General features: G+C 38.0%; 18 protein-coding genes. 6 read left to right on the top strand and 12 right to left on the bottom strand.

The window, feature by feature from the left end:
- Positions 1–34 precede the first annotated feature (34 nt).
- The 4 genes from DFQ12_RS14550 to DFQ12_RS14540 form a co-directional block, all read right to left on the bottom strand.
- Entirely contained in the window at positions 35–796 is a 762-nt protein-coding gene (locus DFQ12_RS14550; protein WP_120259777.1) for an NADAR family protein, read from the bottom strand.
- A gap of 383 nt (positions 797–1179) precedes the next feature.
- Positions 1180–1626 carry a nuclear transport factor 2 family protein gene (locus DFQ12_RS14545; RefSeq protein WP_120259776.1) on the bottom strand — a complete coding sequence of 149 codons (447 nt, stop codon included), beginning with the start codon at positions 1624–1626 and terminating at the stop codon, positions 1180–1182.
- A gap of 171 nt (positions 1627–1797) precedes the next feature.
- Positions 1798–1968 carry a hypothetical protein gene (locus DFQ12_RS28170; RefSeq protein ID WP_167457284.1) on the bottom strand — a complete coding sequence of 57 codons (171 nt, stop codon included), beginning with the start codon at positions 1966–1968 and terminating at the stop codon, positions 1798–1800.
- Positions 1969–2062: 94 nt separating this feature from the next.
- Positions 2063–3217, bottom strand: a complete 1155-nt coding sequence (locus DFQ12_RS14540) for a DUF4236 domain-containing protein (RefSeq protein WP_120259775.1) — start codon at positions 3215–3217, stop codon at positions 2063–2065.
- A gap of 205 nt (positions 3218–3422) precedes the next feature.
- Between DFQ12_RS14540 and DFQ12_RS14535 the strand changes: the two genes are divergently transcribed.
- The 3 genes from DFQ12_RS14535 (at position 3423) to DFQ12_RS14525 (ending at position 6557) form a co-directional block, all read left to right on the top strand.
- Positions 3423–4502 carry a type I restriction endonuclease gene (locus tag DFQ12_RS14535; RefSeq protein ID WP_208642556.1) on the top strand — a complete coding sequence of 360 codons (1080 nt, stop codon included), beginning with the start codon at positions 3423–3425 and terminating at the stop codon, positions 4500–4502.
- A 122-nt stretch (positions 4503–4624) separates the two neighbouring features.
- Complete coding sequence (locus tag DFQ12_RS14530) at positions 4625–5551, top strand: tetratricopeptide repeat protein (protein WP_120259774.1); 927 nt, start codon at positions 4625–4627, stop codon at positions 5549–5551.
- The gene (locus DFQ12_RS14525; RefSeq protein WP_147420421.1) at positions 5544–6557 is read left to right on the top strand and encodes a hypothetical protein; all 1014 of its coding nucleotides are present in this window, start codon (positions 5544–5546) and stop codon (positions 6555–6557) included. Before DFQ12_RS14530 ends, DFQ12_RS14525 begins: the two co-directional genes overlap by 8 nt.
- 97 nt (positions 6558–6654) lie before the next feature.
- Here DFQ12_RS14525 and DFQ12_RS14520 read toward each other — a convergent pair whose 3' ends face one another.
- Genes DFQ12_RS14520 through DFQ12_RS14510 form a run of 3 tightly spaced genes read right to left on the bottom strand, consistent with a single transcriptional unit; the run spans position 6655 to position 10306 of the window.
- Positions 6655–7215: a thermonuclease family protein gene (locus tag DFQ12_RS14520; protein ID WP_244211751.1), complete on the bottom strand. Its 561-nt coding sequence runs from the start codon at positions 7213–7215 to the stop codon at positions 6655–6657.
- Between the two features lie 5 nt (positions 7216–7220).
- Entirely contained in the window at positions 7221–8177 is a 957-nt protein-coding gene (locus DFQ12_RS14515) for a hypothetical protein (RefSeq protein WP_120259772.1), read from the bottom strand.
- An 11-nt stretch (positions 8178–8188) separates the two neighbouring features.
- The gene (locus tag DFQ12_RS14510) at positions 8189–10306 is read right to left on the bottom strand and encodes a phospholipase D-like domain-containing protein (RefSeq protein ID WP_120259771.1); all 2118 of its coding nucleotides are present in this window, start codon (positions 10304–10306) and stop codon (positions 8189–8191) included.
- A gap of 236 nt (positions 10307–10542) precedes the next feature.
- Between DFQ12_RS14510 and DFQ12_RS14505 the strand changes: the two genes are divergently transcribed.
- A complete protein-coding gene (locus tag DFQ12_RS14505; RefSeq protein ID WP_120259770.1) occupies positions 10543–11040 on the top strand; it encodes a tetratricopeptide repeat protein in 498 nt (165 codons plus the stop codon).
- Between the two features lie 54 nt (positions 11041–11094).
- Here DFQ12_RS14505 and DFQ12_RS14500 read toward each other — a convergent pair whose 3' ends face one another.
- From DFQ12_RS14500 to DFQ12_RS28165, 4 genes are all read right to left on the bottom strand, one after another.
- Complete coding sequence (locus DFQ12_RS14500) at positions 11095–12030, bottom strand: BACON domain-containing protein (protein ID WP_147420420.1); 936 nt, start codon at positions 12028–12030, stop codon at positions 11095–11097.
- Between the two features lie 308 nt (positions 12031–12338).
- Complete coding sequence (locus DFQ12_RS14495; protein WP_120259768.1) at positions 12339–13004, bottom strand: response regulator; 666 nt, start codon at positions 13002–13004, stop codon at positions 12339–12341.
- A 17-nt stretch (positions 13005–13021) separates the two neighbouring features.
- Positions 13022–14485 carry a tetratricopeptide repeat-containing sensor histidine kinase gene (locus DFQ12_RS14490; protein WP_147420419.1) on the bottom strand — a complete coding sequence of 488 codons (1464 nt, stop codon included), beginning with the start codon at positions 14483–14485 and terminating at the stop codon, positions 13022–13024.
- A gap of 320 nt (positions 14486–14805) precedes the next feature.
- Positions 14806–14964: a hypothetical protein gene (locus DFQ12_RS28165; protein ID WP_167457283.1), complete on the bottom strand. Its 159-nt coding sequence runs from the start codon at positions 14962–14964 to the stop codon at positions 14806–14808.
- Positions 14965–15356: 392 nt separating this feature from the next.
- Here DFQ12_RS28165 and DFQ12_RS14485 point away from each other — a divergent pair, with 392 nt between their 5' ends.
- Entirely contained in the window at positions 15357–16397 is a 1041-nt protein-coding gene (locus DFQ12_RS14485) for a hypothetical protein (RefSeq protein WP_120259766.1), read from the top strand.
- Positions 16398–16527: 130 nt separating this feature from the next.
- Here DFQ12_RS14485 and DFQ12_RS14480 read toward each other — a convergent pair whose 3' ends face one another.
- Positions 16528–16974 carry a nuclear transport factor 2 family protein gene (locus tag DFQ12_RS14480; protein ID WP_120259765.1) on the bottom strand — a complete coding sequence of 149 codons (447 nt, stop codon included), beginning with the start codon at positions 16972–16974 and terminating at the stop codon, positions 16528–16530.
- A gap of 272 nt (positions 16975–17246) precedes the next feature.
- On the opposite strand from DFQ12_RS14480, the gene DFQ12_RS14475 reads away from it, so the two are divergent.
- Positions 17247–17795: a hypothetical protein gene (locus DFQ12_RS14475; RefSeq protein WP_120259764.1), complete on the top strand. Its 549-nt coding sequence runs from the start codon at positions 17247–17249 to the stop codon at positions 17793–17795.
- The last annotated feature ends 62 nt before the right edge of the window (positions 17796–17857 follow it).

Below are 17857 nucleotides of genomic sequence, written 5' to 3'. Positions count from 1 at the left end.
TAATGAAAAATCTTTCGGAATGTACTTAACATCCTCAGGAATAAAAACTTTCCCATTGATAGGATTGTGGGTTAGTTAATTGATAAATTGTCTTTTCACGCTCATTCAAATTATCGTAATAATTGGAGAATTCGGTGATATATTCCTCTCCTGCCCCCATTCTCCAAAACATATCCATAGCGTCTTTATCTGGAAACTTAGACCAGGGTGGCAGCAGAGCATTTTTAAGCGGTTCAAAATGTCCGATTTGATTCAGAAAATCCCGTACTTCCATCAATGCAAAACCCAACAGATTTTGCCCCGGCCAACAATAGATATTTTCAATATCACTATCATCTTGTGACATTCCAATACCCCAAATGGTATCGACAGGACTTGCCTCAACTAGTATTCTACTTTCAGTATTCAACAGATATATGGCTAACTCAGGATGCTGGTTAAACTTATGTATATTTCCGAGCTTGACGATCTCAAACTTTCTCTCATTCCAAATCCGATCATCATAACCAATAACCTGTCTCCCCAACTCTTTGGCTTCTCCTGGTTTATTGCAGTTTATGATTTTCTCAAAGTTCTTTTTATCGTCGAAAAGTAATGCCTTTTGGGCCATCATCCAATGTTCTGCAGTCTTGTAGGTTATATTATTAACCGTAAACGGACTTTCATACCATTGGCTGAATATAAATTTTCCGATCTCCTGATTTTGTTTATTTGTATGCCCCCAAAAGAAAATAAATTTGAACGTATCTCCATTTTCAAATCTATCTGTTAGCCATTTGATATCGTATTGTTCCATATTACTCAACTAAAAATCTATTTAACTCGAAACAGTTTAACGAATATTAGATAAAAAATTAAAACAATAAAAATACAACCAAAAAATCGTATTAAAAGATTTAATACATGTGAAGGAATTTCAGACCACTTAATATACCCGCTAATAAAATCTACAATAGTATAAATAGAAACTAAGATCAAACAATATTATATAAGAATCCCGAGTACTGTTGTTTTTTTTCATTTAATTATTTATATAATCTCTTTTCCATAGGTATAGCTATCAACTCACAATAATACGAAAAAATAAAAGCCACATCTCACGACGTGGCCTTAAATAAACATATGATTCACTAGTTGTCAGCTCTCGGTATGACCGAGCTGACAACTAATTATTAGATACTATTTATAGGAGTTGACTGAACTGGATACTTTCCAGCTATTACCTTCACGTACCAAAGTCACAAGGTCTGTCTTGGTGAAGTTTTCAAATTTCAAAGTTACTTTGGCAATCATATAATCTACTGACTCTTCGATGATGTCTGTAGTTACTGTACAGTTTAGCTTTTCACCTTTTTGTTTTTTCAAGGATTTAACCACTGCTTCACGGCTATGAGACTGTGCATTGGAAGTTTGGATCTTTTGGCTGAAATCTTCGGCAAATAACTGCTCTACGCCCGCCGACTCGCCTTCTGTCGTAACTGCAACATAATGCTCAAAGGCAAAGTCTGCTGTGGAAAGGTTAACGTTTGCTTTTGCTGATTTGGAACCTGGTCCTTCGGCTGCCATAGCGAATGTTGATACTCCAATTAAGGCTGCTGCTGCGAATGTTTTTACTAATGCTTTCATAATGTCTTTATTTTATTGTGTTAGTTTATCTGTTCTTATTTGTTGACTCAAAACTACAACACAATACGCCCCTAGCCTACGGGCTTTAGACCAACGATCGTGAAAACTCGGTGAATGGCGGGAATAGGGAGGTGAAAAAAAGTAGATCACCGAGGTGATCTACCACAAATGCTACGCGTAGCTAATCAATTGCCACGTTACTGCTTTTCCTCCATAAGGAGGCATCGTATTGCCTTTAGCAATTGGTGCTGTTGTTGAAGGACTTCCAACAACTTTCCACACGCCTGATTCTGGGCAAGTTTGTCCTGTACTTGCCGTAGTTCCAATGGGTCTTTTTGACATAATTATTAAATATTAATACAAAAACAAACATAGCTCGCCCATCTCGTTTAATCTTACGGAAAACCGTATATCTCTATTAATAGTTATTTTTAAACTATACCAATAAACTAACCATATTTTGATATTCCATAAAGGCATTTGCAAATGCCTCCGTAGCTTCGTAGTTGCTGAATTCGTATTCTTCATTGACACCAGTGACTGTTCGTAGCTTGATTTCACCATAACGTACCACTGGTATTTGATAATTTCCAGTGAATCTCTTATCTCTGCTACCGTCTTTATTGACTTTAGCCCAAGTCATATCAATCGTCTTTGAATCAGCTGGCACCCCTTGTGTTTCAGTAAAGCGTACAGCATGTTGTTGAAGGCTAATTTCGTTCAAACCAATAATGGCAAACTCCTTGGTTTTACTGTACATAATGATGAAACTCGGATAGATATAAAGATCTGCTCCGTTGGCATTCTGAAAATACAATGCCTTCACCTCTGACTTAAATTCAGGAATTGACTTCAATCCGAAACGCACATCTGTCCTACTCACTATAGTACTGGCTGATGAACGGGTAACGACACGATCTTCGTAATGTGCACTTGTCACATCCCAGATCTTATGGCTCTTTGATAGAGTAAGGAAGCTCGATACCAACGCGTCATATTTCTGTTTTAACTCAATTTCAAAATCGACCTTCAGATCAACATAAGATGCTTCTATTTGTTCATGGGTTTGATTGATCGCCTCCTGTTGAGCAGTAAGATCGTTGTTCAATCGCTCGGGTACAGATTTATTGATCAATCCATAAATCAAAAGATAGCTTATCAATTTTTTATTCTTGGTGGATTTGACCGCAGCATTGATCTCCGCGAGATCCTTTTCCAAGGATAGGCGTTGTTCCCTGGCAAGTAGAATTGCCTCCTTTATACCTTGCATATCCTGACTCGTTATTTCATGGATATCAGCACTAAAAATATTACCGCGATGCTGGTTTTGTTCTTCTATAGGAGAAATAGGTGGCACTAACGCAGGGGACGGAGGCAATACGGTTGGCGAATGCGGCTGGGAGCCACCACCAGAAAGCTTTTGCCTATTATAAATTCCCAACGCTGGTATTCCCGCATTTAAATAGGTACCTGAGCTCCCAAATGTCATACTTGCTCCCTTTACACCAATTGAGGTTGAGATCCCGCTCTTACTAAAATTCAGATGTACTCCGGGAATGATCTTTACACGTCTTCTAAAATTCCAAGCCATAGTTTTGTATTTAAGTTGTTTCAGTTAATAATTGGATACAAAGTTATATCACCACAGGAGCTTGTTTTTACGGTTTCCCATAAAGGCTAACTGTTCTTGCCTTAAGTCAATTAACATGATAGCTAGCCTATTTTCTGTTTACGGGAACCCGTAAATTTCTCAGAAGGACTCTCTTTAACTTTGGTCATAATCAAATATTATTAACATGATGGAAAACGATCTACGACTCAAACTGGAGCAGCTACATCAACGTGTAGGCAACCTTAAAGATCAAATCAGTACCGAAGAAGCAACCAAGAATGCTTTTGTAATGCCTTTTATCCAAATTTTGGGATACGACATATTCAACCCAACGGAAGTAATACCTGAATTTATATGTGATATAGGGACTAAAAAAGGAGAAAAGGTAGACTATGTCATCAAAAAAGATAATGAGCCGATACTGATCATCGAATGTAAGCACTGGAAAGAAACTGCTGATGCACACAATTCACAGTTGCACCGTTATTTTCATGTATCAAAAGCTCGATTTGGCGTGTTGACAAATGGACATATCTATAATTTTTATGCTGATCTTGAAAAACCGAATATCATGGATGAGAAACCATTCTTTACCTTGGATCTCAACAATCTCAAAGATTCTAATATCAAAATCCTAGAGAAGTTCACCAAAAATGGTTACCACCTAGAGGGAATACTGGATTCCGCAGAAGGACTAAAATATATCAAAGCGATCCGAAAAGAGTTTGAAAAAGAACTTCAGGAGCCATCTGATGAACTAGTCAAGCTTTTGGTAAACCGATTTTTCGACAAACCTCTGATCGCATCCAGAATGGCTGCTTTTAAAGAATATACCAAGAAAGCGCTTTCGTCATCGATCAATGAATCCATCAGCTCAAGATTGAAAACTGCTTTAAGTATCAATGAGACGATACCACAAAAAGCGACTGCTGAAGTGGCGCCAATTGACGAGAACATCAGTAACGAGATCAAAATAATTACAACAGAAGAGGAAATTGAGGGATCACAGATCGTAAAAGCGATCTTGCGTGAGCATGTCCCCGCCTCTCGTATAGCTTTTCGCGATACGCAATCTTATTTTGGTATCCTACTCGATGACAATAACCGCAAACCCTTGGCTCGATTACACTTCAACTCGACTAATAAATATCTTGAAGTATTCCCAGAAGGTAAGGACAAAGGTGTTAGAAAGCTGTTGACCTCCTTGGATGAAATCTATAATTATCGGCAAGAAATAACAGATACACTGAAAAATTATGAGTAATACATGCTTTCACTATAATTATTCTTTAACTATCGCTTGGGAACAAGATTCTTAAGCGATATTTCTTCTTTTAGTATCGCAAGCATATTCGTTATCATGGCGAAAAATAACATTCAAAAACTATGAAAAGAAGATACGTAAGTGGACTGATATCACCCGATAAAAAAATATTTAAGGATATCTTCCATGGAACTAGTGACCAAAAGCAGGCAAAGAAGTTCCCTTTATGGCAGATCGTTTTATCCAGCTGCATTATGTTGTTTGCCTTTGTATTCGCTAACAACTTGCTATCTGGATTGATCTTGGCGTCAATCTCTTCGCTTTTTATTCCCCCAACTCAGGCTAAATGGGAAAACGTGCTCCGAGTAAAATTGGACTCCAAGGTAAAACTTTTTATTACGGCGCTTCTTATCGTCTTTTCAATCCCTGTTAGTATTGCCAGCCATCATTTCCAATTACAAAAAGAAAAGGAAAAAGCACAGCTCGCGCTAGCTGCTCAACAAAAGAAAGCATTGGAGGAGAAGAATGAAGCTGTCCGGAAGGATAGTCTAAACTATTATTTAAAACTATTGGTAGCCCCTACTAAAGATATTGACCGATCGCTCACACTGATTGATCGTGCAAATACATTTGCCAAGTTTGGCGATGAAATAGACCAGCTATCCAACAAGAGAAACACGTTACGATCCAACCAGATTGATCTATTTATCAAACAAGGCAATTATAGCGATGCGTTAGGAAAGCTGGATAACTTGATAGCCCACAATAAGGACGCTGACCATTACTACAGGCGAGCTATATGCTATCAAAAATTAAAACAACCACAAGCAGCTGTCAACGACCTCAACAGAGCGATGGAGCTTGGGTCAACTGCAGCCGAAAAATTGTATAATGTAATCAATCCCTTAAGGAAGCGAGTGATTGGTTATGTGACAAGATGCTGTGATGGTACTACATCTGACGCACGAGGTCGAGGGGCCTGCTCCTGGCATGGTGGTGTATGCAACTGGAATGATCCCATATATGAAGAATACAGACAATATGAATAAGGAAATATTTGAAAAGAAACCGCTCATCAAGAAAAGTCTCTTGCAACGTTGGTTCAAGCAAGAGCCGGATGAGAATTGTGTAATTGAAATCAATAACCTCTTTGCAAATAAACCAATAGAATCGGTCAGCATCCATGACATGGAGCTGATCGTATCAAAGTATGGAACCAACGTATACAAAAGCTTCGGGTTGAATATGGAGGAATTTTATATCACCTATATCAATGAATGCTGTAAAAATGGGATCATCAGTGAATTTGAATTAGATAACATTAGACATTTACAATCTTTGTTACTCATAGCCGATCATACAGCAACATATTATCGGCAAAAATTAGGCATTGATGTGATCGATAGAGAATACATTAAACTACTTAAAAACTCTATGTTGGATAACAACGACTTTGCTCATTTCAATAAATTAGTTCAGTTTTTTGACATCGGTGATACCATACTCAAAGGAATAAAAGATAAAAGGAATACACAATTCGTTGATTCGCTGGCCAAGCCTTTTATCGCAAAAAAAAGAATATCATACCGTGAATTTCATGAGCTAGAGCAGTCACTAGAGATACGTAACATCAAGTTTCCCGCTCATAGTAAACAAATGCTCAATAAATATCTTTCCTACTGGAAACTCGAGAAAGAACCTCTCCAGCAATGGGGTACAAATCAAGAGATTATAAAAAATGAAATATGCTTATACGAGGAAAGCAACATCGACTGGTTTGAATTGCGTTCAGATCGAGGCTATTCAAGTTATAAGTTAATAAAAAGAGGGACCATAGTGATGACAAACAAAAAAATGTACTTTTTTGCTTCGGATTCCTCTTCCAAACTCGCCTACACCCAAATTGCAAATATCCTAGCCCTGCCCGACCAAGTGTTGTTCAAAAAGTATAAAGGTAAAGAACCTAAACTGGTATCAAAGAAAGACCAGGTCATATTTGAGATTATGATGAAAAAAATATGGAATGCCCATCTAAGCCAGAACTGGCCGAGCTAACTGTTTACTATAAAGTCTCGAATATGTGATTTCGATAAAAAAAACGGTCTGTTATTGTGAGATAGCAGACCGTTTTAGTTTGCCAATGATTGAATACTCAGTCTAGTTTAGGATTATCGTATACATTCCAAAGACCCAAGCGATTTGAGCGCGCATAAGACTGACCTGCAACAAACTGGGATTGATAACGCACATTGGGTGGTACAGTCATTAATAGCGCATATCCATTTTTGATCATCTCAGCATTTATAAATGTATCGTTGAGATAAGCGTACGCCAACGTGCGACCATAACGGTCTAGCGAGTCCACATCATATTCCAATCGGATCTCCTTATGCAGGATCAAGCTATCGAGATAACGTTTGGATGTTATTCCAAAAGGATGCTTCTTTTTGTGAAAAGCATTTCGCTCTTCAGGTGCATCGATACCGATCAGTCTGATTTTTACATTTTTTCCGGCTCCGTTTTTTATCCAAAAGGTATCTCCATCGACTACTTTATATACCCGTACCGCATCTGAGTAAGGAAGATTGCTTTTTTCCAAAAAACCGAAAGACCGGAAAGTTTGCTCTGATTGTGTGCAGCTCATTAAAAAAACAAGCAGAAAAAACAGGACGATTACACCTAGTTTGATCATTACGTTTACCCACTTTTTCATCCTGCCTATAATGTTTTGAGGAATTGTTCAAACTCCTGATAAAACTGTTCTTTTGTATTCACAGCCTGAATAACCTTAACATTGGCACAGCCACTATCTTTCAGCCACTTCTCCCAGATAACCTTGATAATCTGAAAATCAGTAGGCTGTTCTTTGGCCGCACCGCTTGGATCCAATGAACGGTCAACAAGTTCAGCAATAAAGATGTTCACGTCTTTGAGGTTAAAATCAGTTCTATTGATTGCATAGGTGGAATCGGATTGTATAAAAGCGGCTAAGTCTCGCTTACCGCTCGCATTGTAATCTTTACGGATCTTGGCTACAAGTTCTGATCCCAGTCTATACCCCCTCCCCTTATTAGTGCTCTCAATATAACCGTCTGTCAAAAGAAGCAGGACATTCGTATTTTTCTTATCGACAATGATCTTATTGCTCCCATCTATTCGTTTTGGAGAAACATCTACCAACGAACTTTTAATCGTTTCGTTAAAGTAATTCCAAACATCTGCACCGGATGGATTTTTCAATGCATAATCATAGACCCGATTTACCTCATCCGTAAAGACTTCTACATCACCTTTCAGACCTTTGCGGATATAACTGGCCCGATCTAGCTGGTTGTTAGAAAACTGATTAAAATCAATAGTCATCTTCTTTGGATCGAATGATGAAGTATTTAATATTCCACGGTTGATAAAATCAAGTTTATAAACATCTAATTGTCCGGAACTTCGATTGTGAAGCTTTAATAGGTCATCACTATGACTGACAATATCTTGGATCAAAACAGTATCATGGATTGGTTTCGGATATAAGTGTGTATTGATCCTGTTGGATAGATCCGGGGCAATAATGATATTGTAATCTTTGAGCATTACCTGCTGCTTTTTGGAGTCATCATTCTGGCAACTGGCAAGCAAGAATAGTATAAATAATCGTGGTAAAATATAGGATATTTTCATTGGAATAGCGGTTAATTAAATGCTGCAATATCTTCAAGTAGTTCATGTTTAATATCAGACTGTAGTCCCAAATTGGAAAGCCAAGCTTCGCATTCACCTACAGCCTCACGGGTTTTGGTCTCCGCCTTTAAAATTGCATACACCTCGTATAGATATTTACTCCAACCTTCCATATAAATATTGACTCGGTTTTCCATCTCGGCTTTGGAAATAGGCAGCTTATCATTGTCAATCTGGCTCTTGTAAATCTGTCCAATATTACTGATCCGTTCTTTGAAAGTGAGCAGTTGATGTTGCAAAGTTCCTACTCGTTCGTTCTGCTGAATCGGAAGCTGCTGAATCTGACCTATCTTTTCATCTTTGCTCACTTGCAACGTAAATAGTTCAGCTTGTATGGTATCGTTCTCCAATTGGATCTTATTGATCTGATCCTGGTACTCACTGATCTCTTTCTGGTGGCTCTCGACAATATGTTTTGTCTTCTGCTGTTGAAAAGAAAGGTTACGTTCATTGACCTGACCCATTAATTTTTCGAAAAAGAATCCAAAAAGAAATACACCCAGCGCACCAAGGATAAATACAAGCCAAAAATTGCTATCTCCAAGTACATTTGACAGTGACAGCCGTTGGTCTGTCTTATTGGTCAGCAATTCTATATCATTGATATTTTTTGAAACTTTATAGGCAATAAAAATATCAACAACGAGGATAAGAATAATTCCCAAATGGTTGACAAAGGCCATTTTGATCTTTTGTATAATACCTCGTTGCTGGACTTCCTGTTTTTCACTGACCTCAAAAAGATCTTTAAAAACTTTATACATACCCAGTGCGAGCGGAATAGCCACAAATAAAAAAAGAAATAATATCCCTCCCATCCCTTTCTGCCCTATCTTACTAATAGCATGTGGATTAAAGACTTCGGGCGACTGTGTGTTTGCAGAACCTAACAACATCATTTCATTGATTTCTTCTTTCGAGAAAATAAAGATATAAGCAACTGAGGAGTAAAAAACAAATATATACAGGGCAAGTAATAGAGTCGTACCAGCTAGAATAAACATAATAGGCTTGTTGACCGATGGCTTTATAAACTCAACTTCTAATTCTTTGATTTTTTGTTTCAGGCCAATAATCTTACTCTCAATAAAGGGAATCTTCGTATTGTTATTCGAGTTAATTTGAAGGCGTTTTTCTTCGATTTTTGCATTCAGGGTATTGATATCCGAATCGAAGTTTTGCTGATCAAAAGTTGTATTGGTTTTAATCTTTTCAATCTCCTGTTCCGTTTTAAATTCCATGTTGGTGGAACTTACTTTCTGCTGTTCATCTATCCGCACTTTCAAACGATCCTTTTTCTCGGCGATAACTTCAATTTCATTGATAAAATTTGAGTAAAGGCTATCCATCGCCTGGTGGAGAATCTGATGGTCTCCATTGTTTTCTTTCGCACGGTTATAACCGCTCTGTTTGACTAAATCCTTGTCAAAAGCCCCTACTTCGGAAGCGATAATATTGTCCAGTACATCTTTAAATTCTTTCAAAGACTGCTGCTGGAAATTGAGTTCACCTCCCGACGACACTGCGTATCGAGAACTGTGGCTTTCTAGTTTAATCTGCATGGGTGTTTCTATTTTTTCAGATGCGATAATATCGTCCAATGTTTCGCCATTATTGATCCTTATGGCTCGGGTTCGGATCCCATGAAAAGTATCAGTAAGCTCAGTAATGGTCTTTGGATAATTGGTGACGATGACGCTTACATGATTATTGCTTTTGGAGTTGTTACTCCAGTTATAGGAGCCAGTGATAGCAACGGCTTGGTCAATCACACAGAATTTCTGATTCATGATCCCCCAGCCAACATTCTTGACCTTGGTCACCTCTGCGCCCTGTTTTTCCAAGAGTGAAAAGTCGAGCTTTTCATTATCCGGCTGATCTGATATAATAATTGAAACTTTTACATGACGATCAAGGCATCCCTGAACTGTCGCGAAAAGTTCATTATCGGTAAACCAGGCCATTGCAATCAAGACTTCGGCACGGGCTTTAGAAAGCTCCTGCCTAACACGTTCATAGATGACTCTGCTATCGGAGAGCGTATCCTGGATCAATTGATCTGTATTCATAGTGTTTTTCAGTTAAATACGGTTATATGACTTTGCTGATGTTTGTTGATTCATCGATTCAAAACTATCAAAAACCGTAAAGGAGATTTTACGGTTTCCCGTAAAGGCGTAATTAAGAATTGGTAGGATTACTCTTTGTGCAAAACTTAATATAAAAACAACAATGAGAAGGAAGACTTTGCGAGGCTTTCAGTATATTTAGCAGCACATAGCAACCAAAATTAGATCTTGATAAAATGAGTTCAAATGTTCCTATTGTTCGACAAATATCCTGGCCTGCATTTGCAATTGTATTTGCGATAACCTTGGCTTTTTTATTCACTTTCGAATATATCTTTCAGACAGATGATGTTTTCATCGGCGTCATTATCTTTTCCATTTTAGCAATTGTATTGCGAATGACCGTCCCTAGAAGCCATAGAAAAGGAATGAAAGCACTCAAACAAAACGACTTTGAAACAGCAATAACGCATTTTAAAGAGAGTGTTGATTATTTTACGAGAAACAAATGGGTGGATAAATACCGTGTAATTACGGTATTAAGTTCTTCAAAAATGTGCTACCGGGAAATGGGACTCTGTAATATCGCATTTTGTTATTCACAGACAATGCAGGCAGAAAAAGCGAAGGCACTCTACGAAGAAATTCTGGAAGAATACCCTGACAATGGGATCGCTTACTATGCGCTAAATTCAATCAATACGTTTTCGAATAAAAATAATGAACCAAGCTAAGTAAATGTCCCGTAACATCTGTACAGATAAAATATGGCTTATTTATCGATCTGCTTATTCTATTATCGTATGGGAGATCAACGGAACCTTTTGCTTCCAAACACCCTTCAAATTAAAACGATGCCCTGAATTTTTATTTTTTATGGTAAAGGTATAATTGCAGCTTCGCTCAAGGTAGGTAAACTCACCGCGAATAGAGAGACTCCGATGTGGTTTGAGCGCTAATGTTTGACTATTTCCTGGTTTGATATAATTTTCAAAGGTCTTCCCTTTGACATAGAGGACTTTCCCCTGCCAATGACTAACATCATCTATCAATACTTCATCCATAAAAATGCTTGCATCTTTTTTATTGATCCAGTCAAAAGCACCGTAGCTGTTACTCGAAAATTCGGAGCTGTATTTGACGTCTTTAAAGATTTCAAGCGTCTCTACATTTTTCTCCTGATCCGAATCATTTCTTACTGTCAGAGAACTGCACCCTTCACTGCTAACATATATTTTGCGACTACCTTCTATTTCTTTAATTTCCTTGTTGATCAGTTCGTATTCATCACCCCTAGATTGGCTAAAACTTATTTCATCCTGTCTATCGGACGATTGGATGCCTATCACAAAATTCCGCGGCTGGTCACTGAAATTTTCTTGCAGCGTGAGCTTTAGCTCATTGCTGGCCGTTTTTTCCAAGGTTAACCATCCCGCTTCCATTTCAACGGTGCCCACACTTTCCAATTTGAGCGCATTGCCCATCGAATCTTTCAAGATCTCACCTGTAAGTGCATCTTTGACATAAGAAACAGCCCATCTATCTGCTTTGATAGGAATGATATTATCCGTAAAACCAGTATTTAAGGTTAGACTCTTAAGGTCCTGCGCGATTAACCCTTCTTTGGGAGCAACGTCTTCTTTGGAACAGGAATTGAATATGAACAAGCTAAATGACAACGCAAGGAGAGAGAAGATGGATATTAGCTTTGAAGACTTTTTCATACGAATTGATTATTTAGATAAGCGAGCTGATCGAAAATTTATCTGTAAGATAAAAAAAATAATGCAATTTAGCTCCTTTTCTAAAAAACAGCTATAAGAACGAGATATGCCAATAATAAAGAAAGGCTATCCTCCGATAGCCTTTCTCTTTTCGTAAAATTGGTTAACATATAGCGCTAAATATCCTGAGTGCATTGGATATTTTTATGTAACGAAAAATATAATTCCTGCTATAAATCCGTCCATACAAACCTAATGCAATACAATATCGATCCTTTACGGGTTCCCGTAAGGAGGTAAAAATATTTTTATATAAAGCCCAGTTCCTTACAATGGGCCACCAGCTGTTCATTTTTGGTAAAGCCGAGTACATCTTTCATCAGGTTGAGCCGTTTCTCGATGCTACTGAGACTTGATGGTCGAATATCACGCTGCTGTAGGTATTCGGGCATCTCCTTTTGGGATATTCCTTCATAGAGCAATTTGACGATATGAAGGTCAAATTGGGTAAACTCGTGCGAATTCTGTTCCTGTATAAACTTCTTGCTATCGGGTGACTGATACGTACGGTGCTGATAAACAGTCTGGAGTGCCTCGCGCAGATGCTGACCGTCCCGACGAGCTTTGCGTACAAGTCCGTCAATCTGATTATCTCGAAACATCTCATTGATCAGTGCCGACCGGTCTTTGGCGGTCAACACAATAACCTTGATATCGGGTTGTACCATCTTAACGGCTTTGATCAGCGAAAGACCATCTTTGATCTCCTGTGGGCTATCGTCGTCTTCAAATTCGATATCGGTGATCAACAGATCATAGGATTCTCCATCGCGGATGGCATTTTTGATCCAGGTAAGGGCATGATCACAATAGTACACGTATTTGGTATTGTGAATACCCAGGTCGTGCAAGGTTTTCTGCACTGAAATGTTGGCTATCTCGTGGTCTTCGGCAATGAGTACTTTTTTAAACATACATTATTGTCTTTTTATTATAGAGGGATATTGGTCGTAATGCTGAGCCCTTTTCCCGGTTCACTGACAAAGATAATTTTGCCACCGAGGCTTTCAATACGGGAAACCGTATTTGCCAGCCCTTTTCCCTGAGATTTTTCGGCGGGCATCCCGACACCATTATCTTTATAATATATAGTGAGTTGCTGATCCAATTTTTCAAAGCGTACCACAACTTGCTCGGCCTGGCTATGCTTCTTCATATTGACCATAAGTTCCTGCAGCACATGCTTTACCTCCTCTTTAATACGCTTACTGACATCAATCCATTGCTCAGCATCGTTACCAGCGATCAGTACACGGCGATGGTCTGCAGCAAAAGACTTGAGCAAGGAGGCCAGCTGTTCGTTGTACGGTATCTCAGTGATGGTCTGCTGTTCGACATTATGCGAAATATCACGTGACTGATGGTACATATTTTCAAGTTTGTCGAGTACACCGTCACGATCCACATCTTCGTTATGTTCAATCTCGGACATGACACGATAGATACCATTGGCAACGACATCATGGATCTTTTTGGACAGATGGAGTTGTGTTTCTTTGACCTTGTTCTCTGCCTCGAGTTCGAGCCGTTGCTTGCGTCGTTTGTACCAGAGGGTACCGCCACCAGCAACTAAAATCAGAAGGAATAAACTTGCACCGGTAATAACACGCTGTCTAATGAGGCGGTTTTGTTTTTCAGCATTTTCTTTTTCTAACCGTAGGTTTTCGGCTTTGTTTTTCTCTACTTCATAACGGATCAGAGCAAATTGATTTTTGGCTGCAGCACGGGCTTGCTGGATACTGTCGTTTATGAGTTTATATTGGTTAAAATAGAATGTCACTGAATCAGTACTCCCAACTTTAATTAAGCGCTCTAGTGCTTTTATTTCGTCATCGGCACTATTTATCTTTTTTGCTATCGCATATTGCTTATTTGCATAATAAAGTGAAGAATCACGGTTTATTTTTAAATAATAATCGGAGAAACGGGCATAGCTAGAGTTTAATCCCCATAAATCATTCAACTTTGCACGTATATGAAAAGCCTCAAAATATGCTACTAGGGGGTTATAGCTATTGTCATTTAGCCACATAGCTTGTGCATAATTTGCCAATGTTCTAGCATATTCCGAACTACCTCTTTTCTCCTTTCTCAATACTTTACTATAAATATCAATAGCTTTTTTATAGTCCTTTTGCTCATGTTGTGCTCTAGCCAAATTATTCATATATATCTGAGTAGAAGTCGAATCATCAGAATATTTAATAGCAGTATCATAGAATTTGATGGCCTGTTCATAGTCTTTAAGTTCATAAACAGATATGGCTAAATTATTATAAATGGTACTCAAATATATACCGTGTTTTGTATTCTTTATATCCAGACATCTTAGGGCCTCAAGAGATGTCTCTTGAGCACCATAATAATCTCCTTGCTCTCTTTGGGTAATTGCCATATTAATTAAACATTTGGCAACTCCAACACTATCACCTTCTTCTAAGAATACTTGTTTAGCTTGTTCGAAAAAGAAATAAGAGGAATCAGTATTTCCTTCTTCTAAAAACTTATATGCTTTATCAAAATCAGGATTCTCTCTCTTGATTAGATTCTCATTTTCAACTCTTTGACAACTAGAAAACAAAAAGAATAATAAAAAATATAGATAATAATACTTCAAATCAGGTTATTTTAGTCTAAAATATCTAAATTAAATGACGAAACAAAAACCTTCTTAAATAAAAAAGGCGGAAATAATCCGCCCTTCAAATATAATCTCTATTTACCTTTTGGAGGTCTAACTGATCCTACATCTCCTCCATCACCATCAGTGGGATCGTCAATACCCATTGTCTGTACCGTCGAATGATCAGGGTTTGGTTGCGAATTAGACGGTTGACCGATTCCAAACAAAAAATATAATATTAAACTCCACATAACTCAAAAAATTAAAAGTCAAAAACTTGGTAGGCCCGAGTGCCCCATGCACTGGGTTGCTACAAATGTTTTCAGAAGGCCTTCTGAATTTTTTGGGAAGTAAGAGTGTCAATCGCGGGAGGCAGAAGCTGCTTCCCAAACCGGCTAATGTCTACCGCGAGATCTTCTCATTGTGAAATCAGATTAGTATCTTAGTCTTATATTTTAATCGATCTATCATCTGACTTCGAGAACAAAGTTATAGGCGTTAAAAACCTTTTTATCAAATGATTCCGATATATCCGAAAGGTCTTATGAAATTCTTGTGATTCCGAAAATTCCGATGTACTGATTGGCTATTTAATTACGGGATTCCGTAAATTCCGATATAGAATTAACGTATTTTTGATACCATGCCAACGACATTTGCCCAATTTAAAGAAGAAGTTCTTGCCCTTTATGAGGCGAAGAAAATTAGACATGAGCTCGATGATCTAATGGTTAATCCATCGCCCGCAAATTTGAGAGACTACTGTTTAGTCAGATTGTCAGAAGGACTTCCCCAAACGGACATCGATATTTTACAAAAATTCTTCGATCCTCAAAAAAAAGAGAAGAGTTTAGAGGATGCTATCTCGAAATATAATACAGGATCATTAAAAGCACTACAAAAGTTTATACTCAGTATAACACAAAACCCTGGCAATCGCGTAGTGAAACTACTAGCTATACTTGTAGATTATAAACCGAGGCCATTTCAAATTAGCTATAATCCACCACAGACAGATAGACCGGATAATCCACCGCCGACAGATGAAAAGGATAATCCACCGTCAACAGATGAAAAGGATAATCCACCACCGACAGATGAAAAGGATAATCCACCGTCAACAGATGGACCGGATGATCCACCGCCGACAGATGGACCGGATAATCCACCACCGACAGATGAAAAGGATAATCCACCGTCAACAGATGGACCGGATGATCCACCACCGACAGATGAAAAGGATAAGGTTAGCCAGTTAAGATATTTCTATAAAAAGAATAAGATTGCTATAAGATTTTCTGCTGCTACATCCTTGATAGTCGTTATTTTTATTATAATTGGTATTATTACACCGAGCGATTGCATGTGCTGGAACGGAGAAAGATATATTCAGATAGACTGTCAAAATAAAACACAGCGTTATCAGGTAATTGGATTAGATAAAGAAAAACTGGAACACTTCCGAAAAATCACCAGGCTGGACACACTAGGGTTAAAAGATTTGGGTAATATTTGGTATTCGAAGATCGACAATGAAATTGAATTTTTCACAGCTCCCGGCTTCCATCCTGTACAACCTAGACGCTCACTAAAAGCAACTACGAAATATATTTTTGAAACCTATGCTGGAAAAAAGATCGAGAATAATCAAAATAAGCAATATGGAATTATGCAAAAACAATAATCTTTTTTGCTCAGAATCAAAATATTCGGACATAAAAAAAGCCACATCTCACGACGTGGCCTTAAATAAACATATGATTCACTAGTTGTCAGCTTCTGATATGACCGAGCTGACAACTAGCTTCGGTAAATTATTTATATGCGTTCACAGAACTTGAAACTTTCCAGTCATTACCTTCGCGTACTAAAGTCACCAAGTCAGTTTTGGTAAAATCTTGAAATTTTAAAGTTACTTTAGCAACCATATAGTCAGCTGACTCTTCGATAATGTCGCTAGTTACTGTACAGTTTAGCTTCTCGCCTTTTTGCTTTTTCAAAGATTTGATCAACGCGCTACGGCTATGGCTTTGTGCATTAGAAGCTTGAACTTTTTGGCTGAAGTCTTCAGCAAATAATTGTTCTACTCCTGCCGACTCTCCTTCGGTTGTTACCGCAACATAGTGATCAAGTGCCAAGTCTGCTGTGGAAAGGTTAACGTTTGCTTTTATGTTTTTTGAGCTTGGTCCTTCAGCTGCCATAGCAAATGTGGATACTGCGATAAGGGCTACTGTTGCGAATGTTTTTACTAGCGTTTTCATGATGTCTTTATTTTATATTGTTAGTTTATATCTGTTCTTATTTGTTGATTCAAAACTACAACACAATATGCCCCTAGCCTACGGGCTTTAGACTAATGGACAGGAAAACTCGGTGAATGGCAGGAATGGGAAGGTGGAAGTCAAATGAAAGCATTATTTACTGCTGAACAAAAAGCAAGAGTAATTTTTCATTATTTTTACACTCGTAAATACTCCCCTGGTAGGAGAAAGTAGCTTTAAAAACTATATTCAATTTCGTAAAACATGTTATTATGGTTGACTTAGAACGCCGAAAAAAGCTTGCTTGCCATTTACGCCACTTAGTAGTCGGACTTATTAGTAATGACGAATTTGAAGAATCAATTACTGAGGATATCTCATTCGGCTGGCTGCCTGAACAATATTATCGTTCAAAAGAGGCAAAATCTGATGATCCTATTATAAGGCCAATGCTTGAACTATGCTGGTGCCTTTACAGTGACCTAGAACACCATACACTGACCGATAAATACAAGCTTTCCGATGAAGCGCTAGACGATATTAGTAGATACATTTTATTTCTATACTCTGATTTTGAATACGAATGGCCTTACTTTGATCATACAAATCCACTATTTCGGCTATCATTTAAAGACTTGCTATTTACAGCGCTGACCTTGGGACAACATTATGTGGTGAAACTAAATGAACGAAAAGAACAGCATAATGAATTTAAAAATACAGGAGATCACCATCTATGGCCGTTTATAAACAAAGAACAGTATGAACAGCAATTGAGAAAACAACCTTTTTTATGGGGGGGGGGGCGGAAACCAGACTAAATTTAGCAAATAGTTTCCTTTGCTCGTTCAACAAACTTTACCCAGAATAAGATTCACATCTA

Source organism: Sphingobacterium detergens, assembly GCF_003610355.1.
Lineage (GTDB): Bacteria > Bacteroidota > Bacteroidia > Sphingobacteriales > Sphingobacteriaceae > Sphingobacterium > Sphingobacterium detergens.
This window is presented reverse-complemented; position numbering and strand designations above follow the sequence as displayed.